The sequence below is a fragment of the Aquiflexum gelatinilyticum genome (assembly GCF_024813435.1).
GTDB lineage: Bacteria > Bacteroidota > Bacteroidia > Cytophagales > Cyclobacteriaceae > Cognataquiflexum > Cognataquiflexum gelatinilyticum.
In genome coordinates this window covers 30,840-51,258 of sequence record NZ_JANAEZ010000009.1, presented here as the reverse complement: position 1 = coordinate 51,258, position 20,419 = coordinate 30,840, and the positions used below count along the sequence as shown (strand labels likewise).

The window sequence follows — 20,419 nt, the reverse complement described above, 5'->3', positions numbered from 1 at the left end:
GTCTAAAATCCAACCGCTTTGTCATCACCCCTTTTGTCAGCTCCCCCTTCAAATTTACCGTTTGGAAGCAATAGGATTGCATCGACTTTTCCTATAATCGGTGTAAATCCTTCATTGATAAGGTATCCTTTTGATTTCAGCTCGTCCAATATGGCAACAGGAAATCCTTCAGGTTCGAAATTGATCAAGTCAGGCAGCCATTGATGGTGAAACCTCGGTGCATCAACCGCCTGCTGCATGGTCATGTCAAATTCCACCACATTCAGGATGGTCTGCAAAACTGAGGTGATAATAGTAGATCCTCCCGGTGTTCCAACCACCATGAGAAGCTGACCATCTTTTTCCACAATTGTGGGGGTCATAGAACTGAGCATCCTTTTACCGGGTGCGATGCTGTTGGCTTCGGCCCCGACAAGCCCAAACATATTGGGAACTCCTGCTTTAGCACTGAAATCATCCATTTCGTTGTTTAAGAAAAATCCCAATTCGTCACTATACAGTTTGGAACCATAAGCCCCATTCAAAGTCGTTGTTATGGCTACAGCATTCCCATAAGAGTCTACAATGGAATAATGGGTAGTCTCATCGCTCTCCACGTATTGGATCACACCCTGAGAAACGGCGCTTGAAAGGGTCGCTTTCCCGGGATTGAAATCAGAAATTCTGTTTTTCAGGTATTCTTTGTCAATCATTTCATTCACAGGAACAGCAACAAAATCCGGATCACCCAAATAAAAATTCCTATCTGCATAAGCCCGTCTTTCTGCCTCCGTCAATGTTTGGATATATTGGGCAGAATTATGACCCATTGACTTCAGGTCAAAACCTTCCAACATTCCAAAGATTTGTGCCAATGTCACCCCTCCGCTGCTCGGGGGAGCCATGGAGATGACTTTGATATCTTTGTAATCAAAGGAAATGGGATCACGCCATTTGGCTTCATAACTTGCCATATCCTCCATGCTGACGATTCCTCCTTTTGATTGGATAAAGTCCACCAACTTTTGGGCAGTCTCTCCAAGGTAAAAATCATCTTTGCCGTTTTTGGCTATTCTTTTCAACGTTTCCGCCAAAATCGGATATTTGATCGTGTCATTTTCTTTGAATTCCCTCCCGAAAAATGTGTTTTCACCATTGACTTTGATAAAATTGGCTCTGTTACCTGCAAGCCTTTTTTCTTGGTTTTCGGTCACGACAACACCCTTTTCTGCCAATTCAATTACAGGAGCGAGGATTTCCTCCATGGGAAGGGTCCCAAATCTTCGGTGAACTTCAAACATTCCTGCCACTGTTCCGGGAACACCCACTGCCAAGGCCCCCAAAGTACTCAGTTCGGGAATGACATTTCCATTTTCATCAAGATACATGTCTCTAGTAGCGGCTAATGGGGCTTTTTCCCTGTAATCCAAAGATCCGATTTCTCCGTTTTCGAGCCTGAAAACCATAAATCCCCCGCCTCCAAGATTTCCCGCAAATGGATAGGCCACTGCCAGTGCCAGTTCCGTACCAATCATGGCATCAAAGGCATTTCCTCCTTTCTCCATGATCTCCAAGCCGATTTTGGATGCTTCTCCGCGGGCGGCTACGACCATTGCTTTTTCTGCAATCAGTCCACGATTTTCTAATGAAACAGGGTCATTTTCCTTACAGGAAAAAACAAGCAAAAAAGCAAAGCTTGCTAAAAGAAGGGTATATTTTTTATTTCTCATCTTGGTCAATCAGTGTTTCATTGAAAAGCTTTAAAATCCTTTTATACTCATCAGTCCAACTACTTGGTTCAACGAAGCCGTGGTCTTCCACAGGATATACGGCCATTTCCCAATTGTCCTTGCCCAATTCGATCAATCGTTGTGCTAGTCGTACCACATCCTGAAAATGCACATTTACATCGATCATTCCGTGCGCTATCAAAAGATTACCTTTTAAGCCCTCTGCAAAATATATAGGTGAGGACCTCCTGTAAGCAATAGGATCATTGAAAGGTTCATTCAGGATATTGGCAGTATAGCCATGATTATAATGCGCCCAATCTGTCACGGACCTCAAAGCAGCGCCTGATGTGAAGATTTCCGATTCATTAAAGAGTGCCATCAAGGTGATGAACCCGCCATAACTTCCCCCATAAATCCCGATTTTTCCAGGTTTGACGCCATGATTTTCCATCAGAAATTTGGCTCCATCCACTTGGTCAGAAAGGTCTTTTCCGCCCATGTGACGGTAAATGCCCGTTCTCCAGTCTCTGCCATATCCCGCACTTCCCCTGTAATCAATATCCAAAACCGTGTAACCCAAATCCGTCAAAAGATTATGGAACATGTATTCCCTGAAATAGCTAGACCACCATTTATGAACGTTTTGTAGATAACCCGCCCCATGAACAAAAATAACGGCGGCTCCATTGTTGTTGATAGCTTCAGGCACATATAACCTTGCAGGAACCATTTGGCCATCAGAGGCTTTGAAGTTGACCAATTGTGGGTCACGCCAATCATAAGCCTTGAATTCATCACTTTGACCAAAAGTCAATTGCTTTGGTTGGGATTTAGGAGAGTTGGGTTGGATAAATAATTCGATAGGCTGATTGCTGTAAGAATAGAGGATCGCCATGTTTTTCTCATCCGGAGAAAGGGATACTTCATTGTTTCCGGTGAGTGTGGTCAGCTTTTCCTTCTTTCCACCCATGAGTGGCATCATATAAAAGTGCCTTTCACCAGGATGGACTTCAGAAGTGGTGAGATACCAAAACTTCCCGTTTTTGGAAATGAAGGGATCAAAGACCTCAAATTTACCGGAGGTCAATGCTTTTTTGGTGCCTGTGGTTACATCCAATACGTAAAGATGGGAATAGCCACTTTCCTCAGATTGGAAGTAGATATGCTTGTTGTCAGGTAGCCAACCTAAAGTTCCCCCTCCAAAACCCCATCCGATCCCCGGGCCTGCTATCCAAGCTTCATCACGCTGTCTGTCAACAGATTTCAAGGTTGCTGACTCAAGGTCAAGTAAGGTAATCCACCTATCTTTGTTGTCATTTGCACGGATATTGACGATGGCATTTTTTCCGTCGTTTGAAAAAATCGGTGCTGCAATGGTCACTTTCCTCAATTTTTCATCCCATGTTTTTTCAGGATAATCTTTGACATAGTCAGGGAGATCTTTGATACCGGGAAGACTGTCTGTAGACACATAGGCCACTGTATCTTTTTCAAAATTGTAAACTGCCAATTCTATGGTTTGCGGATTATCCCCCACTTTAGACCTTGTATTCAGGTTGGTCGTATAGCCTGAAGCATCGGTATAATCCGGCACCTCAGTCCTTTTATTTTCGGCGCGTCCAAGGAGTAGGAGAGTAGCGTACTTTTCATCGGGAGAAAGTTGGATATTAATGACCTGCTTTCCTTCCGTATAAAAGGTGAAAGTTTCTTTTTCAGCAATGGATTCATAATAATTTTTAGACTTTTCCTCCTTTTCCTCCCTTTCCCGGACCACTTGCAAAAGATTCAAATTACCCTCTTGTAGCCATTTTTCTCTTTCAGCCCGCTTTTCGTCCTTTTCCTTGGGCCGGTTTCCATTTTGGACCCTGGTCATTTTTTGAAGTTTCCCGGTAGGAACATCCAAGACAAATAGGTTTCCCGAAGATTCAAAGGCAATCCTGTTTTCATTGGCTAAAAAAAAAGGATTTGAAATTCTCTCTCCCAAATTTAGCAATGAGGTCTTACTGCCACTCGCAAGGTCATAAAGTATGATTTCTCCATCCTTTGCATAGATTTTTTTGGTTTTTGCGAGGTTGAATTTTGCATTCCGGGGAACCTGATTTCTTTGTTCAGCCAAGAAAATTTTCTCTGGTTTAGAATTGCCGGTAATGGCAATTTTATACAATGAATCCGCAGGATGTTGTTCTGGATTATATTTAAAATAAACAAATTGCCCTTTCTCATCCCATTGAATATCAGATGGAAATGTCCCCATCCATTTTGGGTCTTTCATTATTTTTTCTACCGAAAGTTCGGTTTGGGCCAAAGAATACTGCCAGGCAAAAAGGCATACAAAAGCTGTCAGAAATAGACTTTTCTTCATAGGAATTGGTTTTACTGAAATTGATTGTAAGAATAAAGGTCTAAGAATCGGATTGATTTGAAAATAAAAAAATGGGGAGAGGCAAAAAAATTATTTTGATCAAAGGGAATCAAGGAAAGTATGTAATTCTTTTTCAATTATTTCGATGTCGTGCAAAAGGTGTTTGAACTGCTCCTGTGAATTCTCAAGATCTGCTTCAATGGATTCAAGTATTTTTCTGGTCTGAATGGCACCGATATAACTTAGACTCGGTTTTGCTTTGTGACATCTTCTTTTGATTAATGCAAAGTCCTCAGCTTGATACAGTTCATCCATATCCTTCAAATCTTTCAGGTTCGAATCCAGAATAATCTGAATCATTTCTTGCAACATTTCTTTGTCGTCATCGCCGAAATACTGAAAAATTGTTTGTGGGCTAATAAGCTGATACATAAAATAATCAAGTAGCTGTCAAGTGTGTATAACAATCAAATTTATGTATTTCAAAATAAAAAAAAGTGATTTTATTGTTTTTTTTTAAAAACCATAATACACCTTTATTATCAAAACTTTATAAGTCGTTCATTATGCGGTAGTTTCATATTTTATATGAATAATTTATCTGATAATTTTGTCAGGTCGAAACATCTTAAAGTTATTAATGTTTCTTAGATAATAACAATGAAGAAAAATAAAATAGTTTTCTTTGTGCTTGCAGGAATTTTTGCATTGTGCATGCTTTGGATCGGAATCGATATGTCAAGCAGAACGACTTTTCCGGGATCCAAACGAAATTTAAAAGAAAGAATAGCCCCCTCAGATACGGTAAAAAACAATGTCAAAGAAACAAAAGATTGATGTCAGCCTGATTGACCTGGATAAAATGAAGGAAAAGACCACAGACATTCCCGGTCTTTTGCCATATGCCCACCAATCAGGAAGTGCCATCATCAAACCTGAGGATAAAGGAAAAATCACCGGAAGGGCAGTGGCAGCCATGCATTCACAGACAGACATGCAGATGGCGCAGATTTATCAGCAGATGCAACTTTTGGCAGAGCAGGCAAAATTGATCCAAAACAGGGTTGAAATTTCCGAAAGAATCTACAAAACCTCCATGGGATTTGAACCCCTGATCAACCACCATTATTTTTTGTATGAAAAGGAGGATGGCAGCGATTTCCTCAGTTTGGTCGCACCGGAAGAATGGGGAAGAAAAAGTAAGTTCTCAAAATTCATAGCCGAAATCAAACTGTTGGCTGACCATACTTGGGAAATCATCCGAAAAGAAGCTTAATTTTGTCCATGCATCATTTGAAAGTGGAGAATTTGCATGGAATCCTGAAAGAATCAGGACTCCAAATAGAATATAACCACCAATTGGAAGTCAATCCAAGCTATCTCAAAGGTAAAGGTGAAACCTTATTGAATGCAGTATTGATAGAACTTGGAGGAAATGGAAGACTTCCTGTTTTGGAAAAACTGAAGTTTGATTTTAAAATCAACCGCCATGTATTCCTCTATGATGATGAGGTGCATTTCAACAGGTACAGGTTGGCGACACTCAAATCACCACTCTATGAGACATTTTCCTTTCCATGGGCAGAGGCTTACCTCAGGCTTTGCAGAACATATGAAAAGGAATGCCTGAAAACAGGTCTCCATGAAAGGGTATGGAATGGACCTCCAATCGCCGCAAAGTTTTTTGGAAAAAGTGAAACTGCCGGAGACCTTTCTGGTAATGGTTCTGCAGGATGGAAGCTAAATGCTTACAATGACACCCAATACGATCTTGTAAGCAGGCTACACGGTTACAAACTGGTCAGGATACCGATTTATGAAAACCTCATGATAGGGGGAAGTCTAAAGAAAATAGACGATCTATTGCTGCATCCTAAAGAGGAAAACCGGCATGGAATCGTCAATTGGTTTTCAAGGAAAATAACTTAAGAAATAAAAAAAAACAGATTTATTTATAAAATTGAATTTTAAAATCAAAAAATGAAAACCCTACAATTGAAATTGTAGGGTTTTTATTTTTTATGACCCAGAGGAAATCAAAACGAGCAGAACCAAAAAGCTCACGGCCCAACCCACACCTGCTGCTCCAAGATTTTTTCCTTTTGCCTTTTTATTATAGCCTTCTCTATATTCCATGCTTTTGAAGTTTTCTTCACCCACGAGCAAAGGATTTGGAGATTTTGCGTCAGTGACTGCAACGATTACAAAACCGATAACTCCACCGAAAAGGCCTGCGCAGAAGTTCCCGCCAAATCTTTTATGATGAATCTGTGCATCATTCATCCCTTTCAAATACATACTCTCTTGTACCTCGACAAGCTTTTCGTAATTCTCAACCTTTACAAATTCAACTTCCTCAGATTTAAGCTTAAGCAATTTTTGATTTTTTTTGGCTGATTTGAATGTCAATTCATTGACATCAACACTGATGAGGTCTCCTTTAATTTTGGATCCATCTTTTAGATAAATAATATCACTTGCAAAAGAGTTGCTTATGAAAATTATTGAAAGAAATAATAGGAATGTTTTTTTCATACTTTTTTTGTTAAAGAATATTTAGGAAACCAACTTAAATACATTTAATTGAAAAAGAAACAAATTTTAAAAAAAACAAAACCCTTTTATTGAAACAAATTGATAATCAGGTATTTTATTTCTACGACTTTAGGAATTGCCACAAATTGATATCATCAAATTAAGAAAACAACCCAAATATCTCTCTGTCTATGCGCTGCACAATCGAAGAAAAGTCTTCCGGAAATTCCACAAAGTCCATCTGATTGACATCCACGATCAATAATTTTCCCTTATCATATCCTCCGATCCATTCTTCATAATGAGAATTCAGGTTTTTTAAATAATCAATCCTGATGGCATTCTCATAATGCCTGCCACGCTTTTCAATCTGACCCACCAATTTTGGAATATCAGCCTTCAGGTATATCAACAGGTCGGGTGCCTTGACATAATTGATCATCGAATCGAAAAGGGAAAGGTAATTCTCATAATCTCTTTCAGATATCAAATTCGACTTGTGGAGATTGGCAGCAAAAATATAAGCATCTTCATAAATTGTCCTATCCTGAACGACCGATAAACCGCCTTCTCTGATCCTTTTGATCTGATTGAATCGGCTATTGAGGAAAAAAACCTGAAGATGAAAAGACCAACGCTTCATATCTTCATAAAAATCCGCCAGATAGGGATTGTTTTCAACTGCTTCCAACTCTGCATGCCAGCCATAATGCTTGGCCAATTTGATGGCTAATGTTGTTTTCCCACTTCCTATATTTCCTGAAACCGCTATATGCATGTTTGTTGTATTCAATTTAATGCCGGATTATTTTAATTCTCTTAAGGGTTGGCAGATCATTTAAATCTCCCTGAAACCTTTAATTCTTTGCTTCCTGGAGTATATGCATAGAACCCTTCACCGGTTTTCACACCTTTGAATCCTGCTTCCACCATATTGACCAAAAGTGGACAGGGTGCATATTTAGGATTTCCAAAACCCTCATGCAAGACCCTCAGAATGGAAAGACAGACATCCAAGCCAATAAAATCCGCCAACTGTAAAGGTCCCATAGGATGTGCCATACCCAACTTCATCACAGTGTCTATTTCCTCAATCCCCGCAACACCTTCATACAGGGTGTAGATGGCTTCATTGATCATCGGCATCAAAATCCTATTGGCCACAAAACCCGGGTAGTCATTCACTTCAACAGGGATTTTTTCAAGTTTAGATGAAATGGTCATTACGGTTTCGGTAGTCTCGTAGGATGTTGCATATCCTTTGATGACTTCGACGAGTTTCATGACAGGAACAGGATTCATAAAATGCATTCCGATCACTTTATCCGGTCTTTTGGTGACCGAACCGATTTTGGTAATGGAAATGGATGAGGTATTTGAAGCCAAGATGGTATGCTGTGGACACAATTCATCCAATTGTCGGAAAAGGTCCAATTTGATCTGCAGGTTTTCTGTTGCTGCCTCTATCACCAAGTCGGCGTCCTTTACGCCATCTCCAAGCGAAGTAAAGGTCAGAATTCTTCCCAATGACGCACTTTTCTCTTCTTCACTGATACTGCCTTTGGCAACCTGTCTGTCTAAATTTTTAGAAATGGTAGACAAAGCCTTGTCCAAAGCAGCCTGCTGTACATCAATTAGAGAAACCTGATGGCCATATTGCGCAAAGACATGGGCAATTCCATTTCCCATAGTGCCGGAACCGATAACAGAAATTTTATTCATTTTGATTTGGGTTTAATATTCAGGTAGTTAACAAATGAAATGAAAAATGGACAGGAAAAGGGTTTTTTTTCCAGTGATATTTTGGCCAAATCTAATTTGATTCGGAAGCAAATCCAATTCCCAATCACATAAAATGGCTAACTTTGGCACATGAAAGAATTAGGAAAAATCAATTCACTTCTCATCAACCGTTTTACTGCCAATGGCGCATACTTGGCACTCCGTGAAGGCGGCGAAGTGTTATTGCCAAAAAGCTACCTAAAAGGCGAGGAAAAAGAAGGGGAGGAATTGGAGGTTTTTGTTTATACCGACAGTGAGGACAGACCTGTTGCTGTTACCAACAGACCGACCGCATTATTGGACGAATTTGCTGTCATGGAAGCGAGAGAAATTACAGATTTTGGAGCATTTATGGATTGGGGACTTCCCAAGGACCTATTTGTCCCCAAATCTGAAATGGGCAAAACAATGGAAGTTGGTGGTAAATACCTGGTGATGGTCTGTCAGGATTATAAAACCAACCGTTTGATCGGGGTTTCTAAATATGAGGATTTTATTCTGAGCGATACGCTGGCCTATGCAGCAGGGCAGGAGGTAGATGCCCTTATTTTTGAAGAAACAGACTTGGGATTTAAAACCCTCATTGACGGCAGTTATGAAGGTTTGATTTATAAAAATGAAGTTTTTCAACCCCTCAAGGTAGGGGATAAAACCAAAGCTTTTGTCAAAAAACGCCGTGATGACGGGAAAATAGATTTACAGCTGTTGCCTTCGGGAAGGGAAAAATACGAGGAAGGGGCCGAAAAAATCCTGGAAGCCTTAAAAGTCCGGAAATTTTTGCCCCTTCAAGATAAATCATCCCCTGAGTCCATCAAAGAGTTATTGGGAATGAGTAAAAAACATTTCAAACAGTCAATCGGTCAACTGTATAAAGCTAAAAAAATCACAATACATGAGGATGGAATCAGACTCGTCTAGTCCAGTTCCAGAATATGGTTTGGCGTAAGGCAAAGCACAGCTTTGTCTTTTTTTATGGCTATCGGAGCTTTGAGTAAATGTGGATTTCTGATCAAAATATTGAGCCATCCTTCATCGTCCCAAGATTTGCCTGCAATGAAACTCTGGTAATCCGGATGCGCCCTGTTCAATAAATCCTTTGGTCTGAGATTTAACTTATCCAATATTGTCCTCCACCCTGTCATGGTGATGGCTTCCTTCTCAATGTTGATTTCATTGATATGTCGGGCTACGGACTTTGCATAAGCCCGCATTTGCTTGTCTACACTGTGGCTTGGATTGTAGTAGAAAAACAATTCGTTGGGATGTCCTTTCATAGTCTATTGGTTTACAGACTATTAATATACTTTTTTTATAAGGAAGTATCAAGCTATTTGGCTTCAAATTTTTGGATTGGCTCTTTTTGCCGGTTAAAAAAAATCAGATCATGACTTATAAATTTGCGGAAAATGAACAGACAAAGTCAAAATCGAACAAAGTCTTGGGTTTTATTTCTGTTTCATGAAAAATTACTACAATTGTTTTTCCTTTCCCAAGGAAAAGTCTGGATGAAATACTTTCAGCTTAGGAGACAATACAGGTAAAGTAAAAATTTAGAATTGCAAAAATAGTATTGGATTCATTTATGGAATCAATCAGTTGAAAACCCCTTTTTATCAATAACTTAACGTTCAGAATTTCTTTGACAGATCAGATAAGCCTCGAAATATTTGAAGACTTTATCAAAGATTGTAGGAAGTAAGACATTCTGTTTATTATTTTAGGGTTTAAAACCTATTGGAAAATAACCATGAGCAAAGAACAAGAACATTTTTTGGGAGTCGATGTGGGAGGAACCCATTTAAAAATAGGCTTAGTGAATAAGCAAGGGGAAATAGTTTCGTTTGATAAAATTGATACCGCACCTTACCGAGATGACCCAAGAGGTTTCAGTGTCTGTTTTACGGACAATATGGTTGATATCCTCAAGAAATATCCAGAAGTCAAAAAAGTGGGTATAGGATTACCGGGTTTGATCTCTAAAGACAGAACAACTACACTTGAAATTCCCGCCATTCCTGACCTGAACGGCTATAACTTAAAAGGCGAACTCAAGAAAAAGTATCCAGGTATTTCTTTCTACCTAGAAAATGACGCCGCTGCTGCTGCCATAGGCGAATACAGGTACGGCAAAAACAATCCTCCTGAAAACTTTCTTTTCATCACCATGGGCACAGGGATTGGAAGTGCGTTGGTTTTAGATGGAGAGATATTTAAGGGATCAAGAGGCAATGCCATGGAAATGGGACATATGCTTTCTAGAGGAAATGAAGGATTGGAGAAGTTGGTAGGAAGGAACGGCATCCTCAAAATCATGGAAAGATTTATTCAAGGTTATCCAAGACTTGCCGGCGAATTGATAGACAAAGAACTCGGTACACACCTGCTCGTGGATACTGCAAAAGCAGGAAATGAAGTTTCTCTGATGGTATTCGAGGAAGTGGGAAGAATTTTGGGTGAAGCCATCGTTTCAACTATCAGGATTCTTGACGTAACCCATGTCTATTTCGGAGGCGGTATTTCCGCAGGATTAGAATATATGATGCCTTCTTTGGACAAGACCGTCAGACAATACCTGACGCCATACTATGTAAAAGACCTTCAATTGGTCAGGGCCACATTGGCAAATAATGCCGGAACACTTGGCGCAGCAGCACTGTGCTTTATGGAGGATAAATAAAGCGTTCTAAGGTTATAATTTTAAAAGGTTTTAAGGTTCTGAGGTTCCTTAAAACCTTTTTTTTTGGTTTTTCCTGACGAATTGACAACCTGACAACGCGCAGCAGACAACAATTACAACCACTACAACCATTAGAAGCAAGAGACCCTTCGTACCTCAGGGTGACGTTTCCCAACTCGAAAACCCGACAAAGCGAAGTTGACAACCATTATAACAACTATAACAATTACAACCATTAGAACCAAGAGACCCTTCGTTCCTCAGGGTGACGGTTCCCAACTCGACAACCCGACAACGCGAAGTTGACAACCATTATAACAAGTATAACAATTACAACCAATACAACCATTAGAACCAAGAGACCCTTTCTCACGGATCCAACCTACTGATCACCACCTCACTCACCCTGCTGTAGGCATTCATCCTGAGCATGACTTTCATCGGCTGTTCAGCACTTGCATCAAAATTTGTACAGGAAGGGGCGGGATCGATAAAATAGATAAAAAAGGATTGACTTCTGTCAGTCAATTCGACTTTGTCAGGCCTTCCAAATGTCTTGATGATGGATTGGTTGTCTTTACCCAACAAATCATTCTTCACCTCCCTAAAAGCCTCCAATTCTTGCATCCTCAGTCCGGAACAGCCGTCCCTGTCTTCCTTCCAATTTTCAAGGTTTACATTTTTGAGGTCCACTTTGCTGGAACAGGCGGAGGAAAGGAATGAAAATGAAATTATTCCAAAAACAACAATTAAAATATTACGCATTTTGAGGGGTTTGATTAACTGATTTTTGGAAATTCTTCACGGCTCCATAATTGAACCAAAGCCAAAAGTAGGAGAGAGCTGCATAAATAGAAAGCATTACCATGGATATGTTCTCAGGTGCTAATTCTTTTAGAATAAACCAATTTGCAATAACAAAAACGGCTATCCTGAGAATTTCCTGAACATGATACCATTTCTTTTGTTCAAAAATTCCGGAGAAACTTACTGTACTCCAAATAATCAATACTGAAAGACCGACTTTAGTCATCCAATCAAATTTACCTAAGTTGAAAAGGAAAAATGCCGTCAAACCCATCAGTACCACATACTGGAAAAACACGTAATAATTCAGCTGCAATGGCACAGTCGTATCGAATTTTTTGTAATCAGGTCCCACATCCTTGACAGCGCGGTAACCACCGAGATACTCCGGAAGCCATCCAGGTTTGTTGAACAGGTACCTGACTTTATCCTTCAGATGGGGAATCATCTTCAATTCCTCTTTCATGGTCGCATAATGTGAAATATTCACCCAAACAGGATTCCAGCTTTGCACAGGTGTTGTAATGCCATAAGTGGGGCGTTCTTCCTCTTCCTGAAAAGTCCCAAACCACTTGTCAAAGATGATAAATGTACCTCCGTGGTTTTTGTCTATATACTTGGGATTGCGCCCATGGTGTACCCGGTGATGGGAAGGTGTATTCATGAATTTTTCCAAGAATCCCATCCTGTCAATTGCTTCCGTATGAATCCAAAACTGGTAAAGCAGGTTAATTCCGGACACCAGCACCAACATCACCGGATCAAATCCGATTACCGCCAAGGGCAGGTAAAACATGAATGTCCATATCGTCTGCGTGGAGCTTTGTCTCAGGGCTACAGAGAGATTGTATTCCTCTGAAGAATGGTGGACCACATGACCGCCCCAAAATAAATTGATTTCATGACTCAGACGATGGGCCCAATAATAGCATAAGTCATAAAGGAAAAAGAGGATAAAGAAAGTCCAGACATTGTTTGGAATCTGGAACAGGCCAAACTTCTCAAAAAAGAAAGTGTAAATGCCGATAGACAACACTTTTAGAAAAACCCCCGAAACTTGTGATACCACTCCAAGGTTGATATTGGTGATGGCATCATTCAGCCTATAAGTTGGGCTTTTCTGAAACCTCAAAACGAGCAACTCAATCCCCATCAGGATAAAGTACATCGGGATGGCAATTACAACAGGACTCAGATTCATCTTTCTATCAGCTATTTGGGTTTTTGGTTTGGAAATCTACCCATAAAAACCCAAAAAGGAAAAAACAGTTTCGGATTTGTACCATCATTAATCTTTATATTAGCGTCCAAAATCAACTAGTTTTATGTATTACCGATTCGGAAAAGTATTTCATTTCATTTCAGTACTCCTGTTTTTATTCACCTTCCTCTATTTCTATTCCGCCATGCCGGAATTTGTGGCCTACGAACTCGATGAAAACGGCTATGCCGTAAAGGAATTTTCAAGAAGCGCCTATTTCTATACCGGCATTATTCTCTTTGCTGTTTTGAATTTTGCACTGATCACCCCTGCCAAACTCATTGAGAATAAAAGTACCAGGTCACTGAAACAACTGTTTCCCACAGGAGACATCTTCAGGGACTACATGCTAACTTGGATTTACAGTTTTGCTGGTGTGGTCAACATTTCCCTTTGCATCATGAGCTTGTTTATCCATGCCATCAACAACCAGAATGAAATCGGTTCGGGCAGTTATTCCTTCTTCTTTTATCTGATTCCTATTCTTTTTGTGGTTTGGATTATCGCTTTGTTTTGGATATTGTTGCAGAAATTCAATTCCATCAGAAATAACAGTACCATTTAACCAAAATACCAACATTAAATTTTCATGGCAGAAAACGTAAAATACACCGAAGACAGCATCAAGTCCTTGGATTGGAGAGAACATATCCGGCTGAGACCGGGTATGTATATCGGAAAACTCGGAGACGGAAGTGCCCAGGATGACGGGATATATGTTTTGGTCAAAGAAGTCCTCGATAACAGTATCGATGAACACATGATGGGTTATGGCAGGACCATCGACATCAAAATATCCGAACACAAAGTAGAAGTCCGCGATTACGGCCGTGGGATTCCTTTGGGAAAAGTCATTGATTGTGTATCCAAAATCAATACCGGCGGCAAGTACGATTCCGGAGCTTTTCAAAAATCTGTGGGACTGAACGGCGTCGGTACTAAAGCAGTGAATGCACTTTCGGACTTTTTCAAGGTACAATCCTACCGTGATGGAGAAACAAAAGTAGCCCAGTTTGAAAAAGGGATTTTGGTCGAAGACCGTCCTGTTGAAAAAACCTCAGAGCGAAACGGTACCAAAGTGGTTTTCTCTCCTGATGCCGGGGTTTTCAAAAACTACCATTTCATCCCCGAATACCTCGAAAACCAGATTTGGAATTACGCCTTCCTCAACGCAGGCCTGACCATCAATTATAACGGCAAGAAGTTTTTCTCCGAAAAGGGGCTTTATGACCTCCTGATGAGAAAAGTCGACGAGGAAAGCATCCGATATCCGATCATCCACCTCAAAGGAAATGACATTGAAATCGCCCTCACGCACTCCAACCAATACGGAGAGGAATACTATTCCTTTGTGAATGGCCAATATACCACGCAGGGCGGAACCCACCTTGCAGCCTTCAGGGAAGCCATCGTCAAAACAATCAGAGAATTTTATAAGAAAGAATATGATGCCTCAGATATCAGGGGAAGCGTGGTAGCTGCCGTAGCCGTTCGGGTCATGGAACCGGTATTTGAGTCCCAAACCAAAACAAAGTTGGGTTCGCAGTCCATTGGTCCAGATGGGCCCACCTTGCGGACTTTTGTCAATGATTTTGTCAAAACAGAACTCGACAACTTCCTGCACAAAAACCCCGCTGTGGCAGATGCCTTGCTCAAAAGGATTTTGCAGTCCGAAAGGGAAAGAAAAGAAATCTCAGGCATCAAAAAACTCGCCAACGAACGGGCAAAAAAAGCCAACCTGCACAACAAGAAACTGAGAGATTGTAGGGTACATTATGACGATCCGAAAGGGGATGAGGAGCAAAAAAACAGAACCATGCTGTTCATCACCGAAGGGGACTCAGCTTCAGGTTCCATCACCAAATCACGTGATGTGCAGACACAGGCAGTATTTTCCCTCCGTGGAAAGCCATTGAACTGCTTTGGCATGACCAAAAAAGTGGTCTATGAAAACGAGGAATTCAACCTCCTGCAGCATGCCCTCAACATTGAGGATGGGATAGAAAATCTCCGTTTCCGAAAAATAGTCATCTCCACAGATGCCGATGTAGATGGCATGCACATCCGCTTGCTCATCATGACGTATTTCCTCCAGTTTTTCCCAGATTTGGTCAAAAACGGCCACCTCTATATCCTGGATACTCCTCTCTTTAGGGTGAGAAACAAAAAGGAAACCATCTATTGCTATACTGACGAGGAAAGACAAAGGGCGATCCACAAAATCGGTAAAACCGCCGAAATCACCCGATTTAAAGGTCTGGGGGAAATTTCTCCTGAGGAGTTTGGTAAGTTTATCGGGGATGACATCCGCCTGGAACCGATCATTCTGAGTAAAGAAACAAAAATTGTAGAATTGCTGAACTTCTACATGGGTAAAAATACCCCGGACAGGCAGACCTTTATCATTGACAACCTCAAAATAGAAAAAGACATCGTTTTTGATGACCCTTCCAAAAAGCAGGAAGAAGAGACAGAAGCTGCCTAAAGCCTTTATTTCGATCTTAGCAGTGGATTCAATTACAATTTACCCAATTGGGATGCCCTAGTGCCCATCAAATATTTCAAAATATAGCATGAGCGATATAATCAACGATACTCCGGAAGGAAAAGAAGAAAGCCTGCATCAATCCATTCCGGTAACAGGAATGTACAAAGACTGGTTTTTGGATTATGCCTCCTACGTAATTCTGGAGCGTGCCGTACCGGCAATTGAAGATGGCCTCAAGCCTGTTCAGCGCCGAATCCTGCACGCCATGAAGGAAATGGATGACGGTCGATTCAACAAAGTCGCCAACATCATCGGCCAATCCATGCAATACCACCCACATGGCGACGCTTCTATTGGAGACGCCATAGTGAACATGGGTCAAAAAGACCTCCTGATCGAAACCCAAGGCAATTGGGGCGATATCCGGACAGGTGACGGGGCAGCAGCGGCAAGGTATATTGAAGCGAGGTTGTCCAAGTTTGCCTTGGAAGTGGTTTTCAATCCACAGACCACCGAATGGCAGCTGTCCTACGATGGCAGAAAAAGAGAACCGGTGACGCTTCCTGTCAAATTCCCCTTGCTTTTGGCACAGGGAGTGGAAGGAATCGCGGTAGGACTTTCTACCAAGATCCTCCCACACAACTTCTGCGAACTGATCTTGGGCTCGATTCAAATCCTGAAAGGCGAAAGAACACATATCCTTCCTGATTTCCCTACAGGCGGAATGGCGGACTTTTCGGAATACAATGAAGGTGTCCGGGGAGGAAGGGTCAAGGTGAGAGCAAGAATTGAAGAGGAAGACAATAAAACCCTCTTGATCAAGGATATACCATTTGGTACTACCACCAACTCTTTGATAGAATCCATCATCAAAGCCAATGACAAAGGAAAGATCAAAATCAAAAAAGTGGTGGACAACACCGCCAAAGATGTAGAGATCCAAATCCAATTGGCCCCCGGTCAGTCTCCTGACATGACGATTGATGCGCTTTATGCCTTCACGGATTGTGAGGTCAGTATCTCCCCAAATGCCTGCGTCATCATCAATGACAAGCCTGTTTTCCTATCTGTCAATGACATTTTGGAATACAATACCAAGCAGACCAAAGCCCTTCTCAAAAAGGAGCTTGAGATCCGCAAGGCAGAATTGATGGAGAAATTGCTTTTCTCCTCATTAGAAAAAATCTTCATCGAAAACAGGATTTACCGAGACATAGAGGAATGTGAAACCTGGGATGCGGTCATCCAAACCATAGACAAAGGCCTAGAACCTTTTAAGCCTGATTTCTATAGGGAAATTACCACCGAAGACATTGTCAGGCTGACAGAAATCAAAATCAAGCGGATCTCTAAGTTTGATGCTTTCAAAGCCGACGAACTGATGAGAAGGTTGCAGGAAGAACTCAAGGAAGTCAACCACCACCTGAAGCATTTGACCGAATATGCCATCCAATACTACCAAAATCTTTTGGACAAGTATGGCAAAGGCCGTGAAAGAAAAACCGAAATCAGGGCTTTTGATACCATCCAAGCCACGGTCGTAGCGGCCAACAATGCCAAATTGTATGTCAACAGGGCTGATGGTTTTGTTGGGTTTGGATTGAAAAAAGACGAATTCATCTGCGACTGTTCGGACCTGGACGATGTGATCGTCTTCAGAAGGGATGGCAACTGTGTTGTGACCAAAATCCAGGAAAAGGGATTTGTGGGCAAAGACATCCTTCATGTCGCCATCTTCCGCAAGGGCGACGAACGCATGGTATACAACATGGTCTACCTTGATGGTGAATCCGGCAAGGCGATGGTAAAGCGCTTTCAGGTCATTGGCGTGACGAGAGACCGTGAATATGACCTGACCAAAGGGACCAAAGGTTCCAAAGTCATGTACCTGACCGCAAACCCCAACGGCGAAGCAGAAGTCATTACCATTTTCCTTACCCAAGGTGCCAAAGCCAAGATCAAAGTATTTGACTTTGACTTCAGCACCATCGAGATCAAAGGACGCGCAGCAGGAGGAAATATCCTGACCAAATATCCTGTCCGAAAAATCCAATGGAAAATGGCGGGAACATCCACATTGGGAGGTCTTGATATCTATTTCGATGCCTCCATCGGCAGACTCAATACTGACCAAAGAGGCCGCAAAATCGGCAATTTCCTCGGCGAAGACAGGATCATCGTATTCTACAAAAACGGGGATTATGAGCTGACGACCTTTGAACTTACCAACAGGTATGAAGCCAATGAAGTGGTCCTGATCCAAAAATTTGATCCTGAAAAAGTGATCTCCGCAGTTTACTTTGACGGGGCGACAAAAACCTATTTTGTCAAACGCTTCCTGATCGAAACGACCACGATCAACAAGAAATTCAACCTCATCTCTGACCACAAACAATCCTTCCTGAAGATTGTCTCCACCGACAAACAACCTCAGGTCAAAGCGGTCCTTCAAAAAGGAAAGGAAAAAGAAGAACAGGAATTTGACTTGGATATCCTGATCGATGTCAAGGGATGGAAAGCCATAGGGAATAAACTGTCTTCCTATCCGGTATTGGAATTGGGATTGATAGAAAGCGTCGCTAAAGTTTCCGAACCGGAAGAAGAGTCTGATTCCAAAGAAGATACAGATCAGAAAGAAGAAACAGAAACATCAGAAGGAGAGGAGGACTTGGAAATCGGTTCTACTGTCGAATTCAAAATCAAAAAAGACGAAGACAAAGACCAATTGGGCCTATTCTAAATTCGGGATTCATTTATTACCAAAAAAGGCACAAAAGATGGATTTCTTTTGTGCCTTTTTCAATTTCAATTAAGAATTATTCATTCTAAATCCATCATTGAAACTCGTCTCTCGCTTCTCGCTTCTCGTCTCTCGACTCATTTCCTTACAATCGGCAAACTGACATAACTCGGATACTTACTCGAATGGTGGATCTTATTGGTTGCAATAACTCCTTCAGTCTCATCATAATTATTTCCTCCTGTATTCATATTCCTGTCAAACCTCGGAAAATTGGAACTCGAAACCTCAATCCGGATGCGGTGACCCTTTTCAAAGTAATTGGAAGTAGACATAGGAGTAAGGTTTACTTCATAGACTTTGCCCGATTCCATAAAAACCTCTTTTTCGTAGCCTTCCCTGTACCGAACCCTTTGGATGGTTTCATCCAAATTGTAGGCCTTGCCATCAGGATATACATCGATGATCTTGATGGTCAGGTCCGTATCCTTCACATCAGTAGACAAATAAAGAGTAGATTCGATAAATCCGCTGACTTCTATCCCTTCTGCGAGTGCTTCGGAAGTATACACCAAGATATCTTCCCTCAATTCCATTTCCTGTTGGTCAAAGGCCCCGCCCTGCACGGCATTTCCGGTACAACAGACATTGCCTCCGTAGGAAGTCACCGGATTCATGGGATCGTATTGGAAAGTATCAGGGTTGTCCTTGCCGGGTTTCTTTTTGGTCAAAACCCCATCACCATTTCTGGTATTGGCTTTGCCGCCGCTATTCAGGTAGTAAGTGGTCATTTGGGCTTCTTTGGGCGGCCAAGTGTCGGAAGTCTGCCACTTGTTGGAACCCATGGTATAGTAAGTCACTTTGGCCATTTCCTTTTTTGGATCTCCTTTGAGCCAATAATCAAACCAAGCATACGTCATCTCATTGTAAGGAAGCCTTGCATCACCCATACTTCTTTCACCTACGATGGTGTTTTCACTCGCCCTTGTAAAGGCACAATGAAGGGTAGGGGCTATGACCAGATATTGATTGTCCCTCACCTTAGGATCCTTCGCATTGGCCCGGATATGGTTATACATTGCCAAATTGGGGCTAGTAGAAACATCATACCAAGACACAAACCAATAAGCCGGCTTCTCAAATTCCATGTTGTCATGGAACAAACCGCCTTCGTACCATTTTGGATCATTCGGCTTTCGGGTGATCATTTCCTCATAAATTCCCTGAGGACCGTTTACGTTTTTGATGATATCCTGCACCGGCAAATGTGCCAGACCCTCTTTCCAATCTACTTTGGGATACCTTGGCGCCATGTCATAGAAGCGCTGCAGCCTCAACAAATCTTCCTGAGAAATCCCTTCCGGCAACTTAGGCGCCATGGGGTCATGTTGTGTACCATACAACCAAGCTGTAAATAACATCTGACCTGCACCGCCACGGTACCAGTTTCCCTGTTCATAATAATTACCGATTCTGCCAACTCCTGCTCCAAATGCTTGCGGCACCAAAGCCACATGGGCAGGGTGGTTGAGCGAAGCCACTGCCATCTGCCATTCCGCAGTCGAGGAACAGCCGATAGTTCCGATTTTTTGGTTTGACCAAGGCTGTGCCGCCATCCATCTAAAGGCATCATAACCATCAGTCAATGGTGTGCCGAGGATATCCCATTCACCTTCGGAAAAAAACCTGCCCCGTTCGTTTTGCACCACATAAGCATATCCTCTTTTGACTGACTCAAGGGCCGTTTGAAGGCTTCTTTCCTGCAATTCCCCGTCACGATAAGCATTGAAGTTGTAGGGAGTCCTAGAAAAAATGATCGGAACAGGTTGGGTAGTTTTGGGTCTATAAATGTCAGTGGCCAACCTGACCCCATCCCGCATCGGCATCATGACCTTTTGGTCAATAATGGCAATTTCTTCCAGTTGCTGTAAAATCGACTGCTGTTGGGCAAAGCTTCCCGTATTCAGCAATACAAAAACCAACAGAAACAGGCTATAAATCTTTTTCATAAATAAATGGGTTTTTTCTTTACCTTTTAAATTACCATCAATATCT

The 20,419-nt window shown here is 41.7% G+C and carries 18 protein-coding genes; 8 read left to right on the top strand and 10 right to left on the bottom strand.

The window, feature by feature from the left end:
• Positions 1 to 2: 2 nt before the first annotated feature.
• From ggt to NK987_RS17565, 3 genes are all read right to left on the bottom strand, one after another.
• On the bottom strand, positions 3 to 1,709 hold the full coding sequence (ggt, locus tag NK987_RS17575; RefSeq protein WP_258423610.1) for a gamma-glutamyltransferase: 1,707 nt from the start codon (positions 1,707 to 1,709) through the stop codon (positions 3 to 5).
• Positions 1,699 to 4,074 (bottom strand): S9 family peptidase, encoded by a 2,376-nt coding sequence (locus NK987_RS17570; RefSeq protein WP_259264923.1) that lies wholly within the window; start codon positions 4,072 to 4,074, stop codon positions 1,699 to 1,701. Before NK987_RS17570 ends, ggt begins: the two co-directional genes overlap by 11 nt.
• Positions 4,075 to 4,173: 99 nt before the next feature.
• Positions 4,174 to 4,506, bottom strand: coding sequence for an Hpt domain-containing protein (locus tag NK987_RS17565; protein ID WP_258423608.1), 333 nt, complete (start codon positions 4,504 to 4,506; stop codon positions 4,174 to 4,176).
• 228 nt (positions 4,507 to 4,734) lie between these two features.
• Between NK987_RS17565 and NK987_RS17560 the strand changes: the two genes are divergently transcribed.
• From NK987_RS17560 to NK987_RS17550, 3 genes are read left to right on the top strand one after another with little or no spacing between them, the layout of a single operon-like run.
• Positions 4,735 to 4,911: a hypothetical protein gene (locus tag NK987_RS17560; protein ID WP_259264922.1), complete on the top strand. Its 177-nt coding sequence runs from the start codon at positions 4,735 to 4,737 to the stop codon at positions 4,909 to 4,911.
• Positions 4,889 to 5,350 (top strand): DUF2452 domain-containing protein, encoded by a 462-nt coding sequence (locus tag NK987_RS17555; protein ID WP_258423606.1) that lies wholly within the window; start codon positions 4,889 to 4,891, stop codon positions 5,348 to 5,350. Before NK987_RS17560 ends, NK987_RS17555 begins: the two co-directional genes overlap by 23 nt.
• Positions 5,351 to 5,358: 8 nt before the next feature.
• A complete protein-coding gene (locus NK987_RS17550; RefSeq protein ID WP_259264921.1) occupies positions 5,359 to 6,003 on the top strand; it encodes a DUF7255 family protein in 645 nt (214 codons plus the stop codon).
• Between the two features lie 90 nt (positions 6,004 to 6,093).
• On the opposite strand, the gene NK987_RS17545 is transcribed toward NK987_RS17550, so the two are convergent.
• The 3 genes from NK987_RS17545 to NK987_RS17535 all read right to left on the bottom strand — a co-directional run bounded on the left by NK987_RS17545 (position 6,094) and on the right by NK987_RS17535 (position 8,331).
• On the bottom strand, positions 6,094 to 6,609 hold the full coding sequence (locus NK987_RS17545; RefSeq protein ID WP_259264920.1) for a hypothetical protein: 516 nt from the start codon (positions 6,607 to 6,609) through the stop codon (positions 6,094 to 6,096).
• Between the two features lie 160 nt (positions 6,610 to 6,769).
• Complete coding sequence (locus tag NK987_RS17540; RefSeq protein ID WP_258423603.1) at positions 6,770 to 7,387, bottom strand: deoxynucleoside kinase; 618 nt, start codon at positions 7,385 to 7,387, stop codon at positions 6,770 to 6,772.
• Between the two features lie 56 nt (positions 7,388 to 7,443).
• Entirely contained in the window at positions 7,444 to 8,331 is an 888-nt protein-coding gene (locus tag NK987_RS17535; RefSeq protein ID WP_259264919.1) for a 3-hydroxybutyryl-CoA dehydrogenase, read from the bottom strand.
• A gap of 150 nt (positions 8,332 to 8,481) precedes the next feature.
• Between NK987_RS17535 and NK987_RS17530 the strand changes: the two genes are divergently transcribed.
• Positions 8,482 to 9,309 (top strand): CvfB family protein, encoded by an 828-nt coding sequence (locus NK987_RS17530; protein WP_259264918.1) that lies wholly within the window; start codon positions 8,482 to 8,484, stop codon positions 9,307 to 9,309.
• Here the strand turns inward: NK987_RS17530 and NK987_RS17525 are convergent.
• Positions 9,306 to 9,665, bottom strand: coding sequence for an arsenate reductase family protein (locus tag NK987_RS17525; protein WP_259264917.1), 360 nt, complete (start codon positions 9,663 to 9,665; stop codon positions 9,306 to 9,308). The two genes, NK987_RS17530 and NK987_RS17525, sit on opposite strands and share 4 nt — an antisense overlap.
• A gap of 473 nt (positions 9,666 to 10,138) precedes the next feature.
• On the opposite strand from NK987_RS17525, the gene NK987_RS17520 reads away from it, so the two are divergent.
• On the top strand, positions 10,139 to 11,068 hold the full coding sequence (locus NK987_RS17520) for an ROK family protein (protein WP_258423599.1): 930 nt from the start codon (positions 10,139 to 10,141) through the stop codon (positions 11,066 to 11,068).
• Between the two features lie 369 nt (positions 11,069 to 11,437).
• Here the strand turns inward: NK987_RS17520 and NK987_RS17515 are convergent, their stop codons facing one another.
• Both NK987_RS17515 and NK987_RS17510 read right to left on the bottom strand, forming a co-directional pair.
• Positions 11,438 to 11,833 (bottom strand): hypothetical protein, encoded by a 396-nt coding sequence (locus NK987_RS17515; protein WP_259264916.1) that lies wholly within the window; start codon positions 11,831 to 11,833, stop codon positions 11,438 to 11,440.
• Positions 11,826 to 13,076: a sterol desaturase family protein gene (locus NK987_RS17510; RefSeq protein WP_259264915.1), complete on the bottom strand. Its 1,251-nt coding sequence runs from the start codon at positions 13,074 to 13,076 to the stop codon at positions 11,826 to 11,828. The genes NK987_RS17515 and NK987_RS17510 overlap by 8 nt, the downstream gene beginning before the upstream one ends.
• Before the next feature lie 124 nt (positions 13,077 to 13,200).
• Between NK987_RS17510 and NK987_RS17505 the strand changes: the two genes are divergently transcribed.
• The 3 genes from NK987_RS17505 to NK987_RS17495 all read left to right on the top strand — a co-directional run bounded on the left by NK987_RS17505 (position 13,201) and on the right by NK987_RS17495 (position 18,364).
• Positions 13,201 to 13,701, top strand: coding sequence for a DNA topoisomerase IV (locus tag NK987_RS17505; protein ID WP_259264914.1), 501 nt, complete (start codon positions 13,201 to 13,203; stop codon positions 13,699 to 13,701).
• Positions 13,702 to 13,725: 24 nt separating this feature from the next.
• Positions 13,726 to 15,621 (top strand): DNA topoisomerase IV subunit B, encoded by a 1,896-nt coding sequence (locus NK987_RS17500; protein ID WP_259264913.1) that lies wholly within the window; start codon positions 13,726 to 13,728, stop codon positions 15,619 to 15,621.
• Between the two features lie 88 nt (positions 15,622 to 15,709).
• Positions 15,710 to 18,364 carry a DNA gyrase/topoisomerase IV subunit A gene (locus NK987_RS17495; protein WP_259264912.1) on the top strand — a complete coding sequence of 885 codons (2,655 nt, stop codon included), beginning with the start codon at positions 15,710 to 15,712 and terminating at the stop codon, positions 18,362 to 18,364.
• Between the two features lie 137 nt (positions 18,365 to 18,501).
• Here NK987_RS17495 and NK987_RS17490 read toward each other — a convergent pair whose 3' ends face one another.
• Positions 18,502 to 20,373 carry a CocE/NonD family hydrolase gene (locus tag NK987_RS17490; RefSeq protein WP_259264911.1) on the bottom strand — a complete coding sequence of 624 codons (1,872 nt, stop codon included), beginning with the start codon at positions 20,371 to 20,373 and terminating at the stop codon, positions 18,502 to 18,504.
• Between the last annotated feature and the right edge of the window lie 46 nt (positions 20,374 to 20,419).

Excerpts from the sequence above, each read along its gene's own strand:
- NK987_RS17530 (WP_259264918.1), top strand. The coding sequence starts at position 8,482 with ATGAAAGAATTAGGAAAAATCAATTCACTTCTCATCAACCGTTTTACT.
- NK987_RS17565 (WP_258423608.1), bottom strand. The coding sequence starts at position 4,506 with ATGTATCAGCTTATTAGCCCACAAACAATTTTTCAGTATTTCGGCGAT.
- NK987_RS17560 (WP_259264922.1), top strand. The coding sequence starts at position 4,735 with ATGAAGAAAAATAAAATAGTTTTCTTTGTGCTTGCAGGAATTTTTGCA.
- NK987_RS17570 (WP_259264923.1), bottom strand. The coding sequence starts at position 4,074 with ATGAAGAAAAGTCTATTTCTGACAGCTTTTGTATGCCTTTTTGCCTGG.
- NK987_RS17500 (WP_259264913.1), top strand. The coding sequence starts at position 13,726 with ATGGCAGAAAACGTAAAATACACCGAAGACAGCATCAAGTCCTTGGAT.
- NK987_RS17525 (WP_259264917.1), bottom strand. The coding sequence starts at position 9,665 with ATGAAAGGACATCCCAACGAATTGTTTTTCTACTACAATCCAAGCCAC.
- NK987_RS17495 (WP_259264912.1), top strand. The coding sequence starts at position 15,710 with ATGAGCGATATAATCAACGATACTCCGGAAGGAAAAGAAGAAAGCCTG.
- ggt (WP_258423610.1), bottom strand. The coding sequence starts at position 1,709 with ATGAGAAATAAAAAATATACCCTTCTTTTAGCAAGCTTTGCTTTTTTG.
- NK987_RS17535 (WP_259264919.1), bottom strand. The coding sequence starts at position 8,331 with ATGAATAAAATTTCTGTTATCGGTTCCGGCACTATGGGAAATGGAATT.
- NK987_RS17510 (WP_259264915.1), bottom strand. The coding sequence starts at position 13,076 with ATGAATCTGAGTCCTGTTGTAATTGCCATCCCGATGTACTTTATCCTG.
- NK987_RS17505 (WP_259264914.1), top strand. The coding sequence starts at position 13,201 with ATGTATTACCGATTCGGAAAAGTATTTCATTTCATTTCAGTACTCCTG.
- NK987_RS17550 (WP_259264921.1), top strand. The coding sequence starts at position 5,359 with ATGCATCATTTGAAAGTGGAGAATTTGCATGGAATCCTGAAAGAATCA.
- NK987_RS17545 (WP_259264920.1), bottom strand. The coding sequence starts at position 6,609 with ATGAAAAAAACATTCCTATTATTTCTTTCAATAATTTTCATAAGCAAC.
- NK987_RS17540 (WP_258423603.1), bottom strand. The coding sequence starts at position 7,387 with ATGCATATAGCGGTTTCAGGAAATATAGGAAGTGGGAAAACAACATTA.
- NK987_RS17520 (WP_258423599.1), top strand. The coding sequence starts at position 10,139 with ATGAGCAAAGAACAAGAACATTTTTTGGGAGTCGATGTGGGAGGAACC.
- NK987_RS17515 (WP_259264916.1), bottom strand. The coding sequence starts at position 11,833 with ATGCGTAATATTTTAATTGTTGTTTTTGGAATAATTTCATTTTCATTC.
- NK987_RS17490 (WP_259264911.1), bottom strand. The coding sequence starts at position 20,373 with ATGAAAAAGATTTATAGCCTGTTTCTGTTGGTTTTTGTATTGCTGAAT.
- NK987_RS17555 (WP_258423606.1), top strand. The coding sequence starts at position 4,889 with ATGTCAAAGAAACAAAAGATTGATGTCAGCCTGATTGACCTGGATAAA.